Source organism: Leifsonia sp. HAY1-4F, from assembly GCF_056755275.1.
Genome location: NZ_JBNDHX010000696.1, coordinates 1 through 232 on the forward strand (window position 1 = coordinate 1; position 232 = coordinate 232).

Annotated in this window: 1 protein-coding gene; it reads right to left on the reverse strand. The window is 46.6% G+C overall.

Going from position 1 to position 232, the window contains the following annotated elements; genetic code table 11:
* The coding region (locus ACPYOG_RS21010; RefSeq protein ID WP_481295975.1) for a macro domain-containing protein at window positions 1–218 on the reverse strand (218 nt) is incomplete at its 3' end.
* Window positions 219–232: the final 14 nt, after the last annotated feature.

Below are 232 nucleotides of genomic sequence, written 5' to 3' on the forward strand. Positions count from 1 at the left end.
CTTTCAGCCAGCTTCATGGAATTTCTATAGCAGTTGGCCAAAAGAGCGCAACACTCTTCTTCATTCCCATTCCAAACCGGTCCTACGGTGTGAATAACGTATTTAGCAGGAAGGTTTCCGGCCGTTGTTACAACCGCTTCTCCTTTTTTGCATTTCCCCTGCCGGTTCCTGATTTCTTTACATTCTTCTAAAATCTTTGATCCACCGGCCCGGTGTATAGCTCCGTCTACTC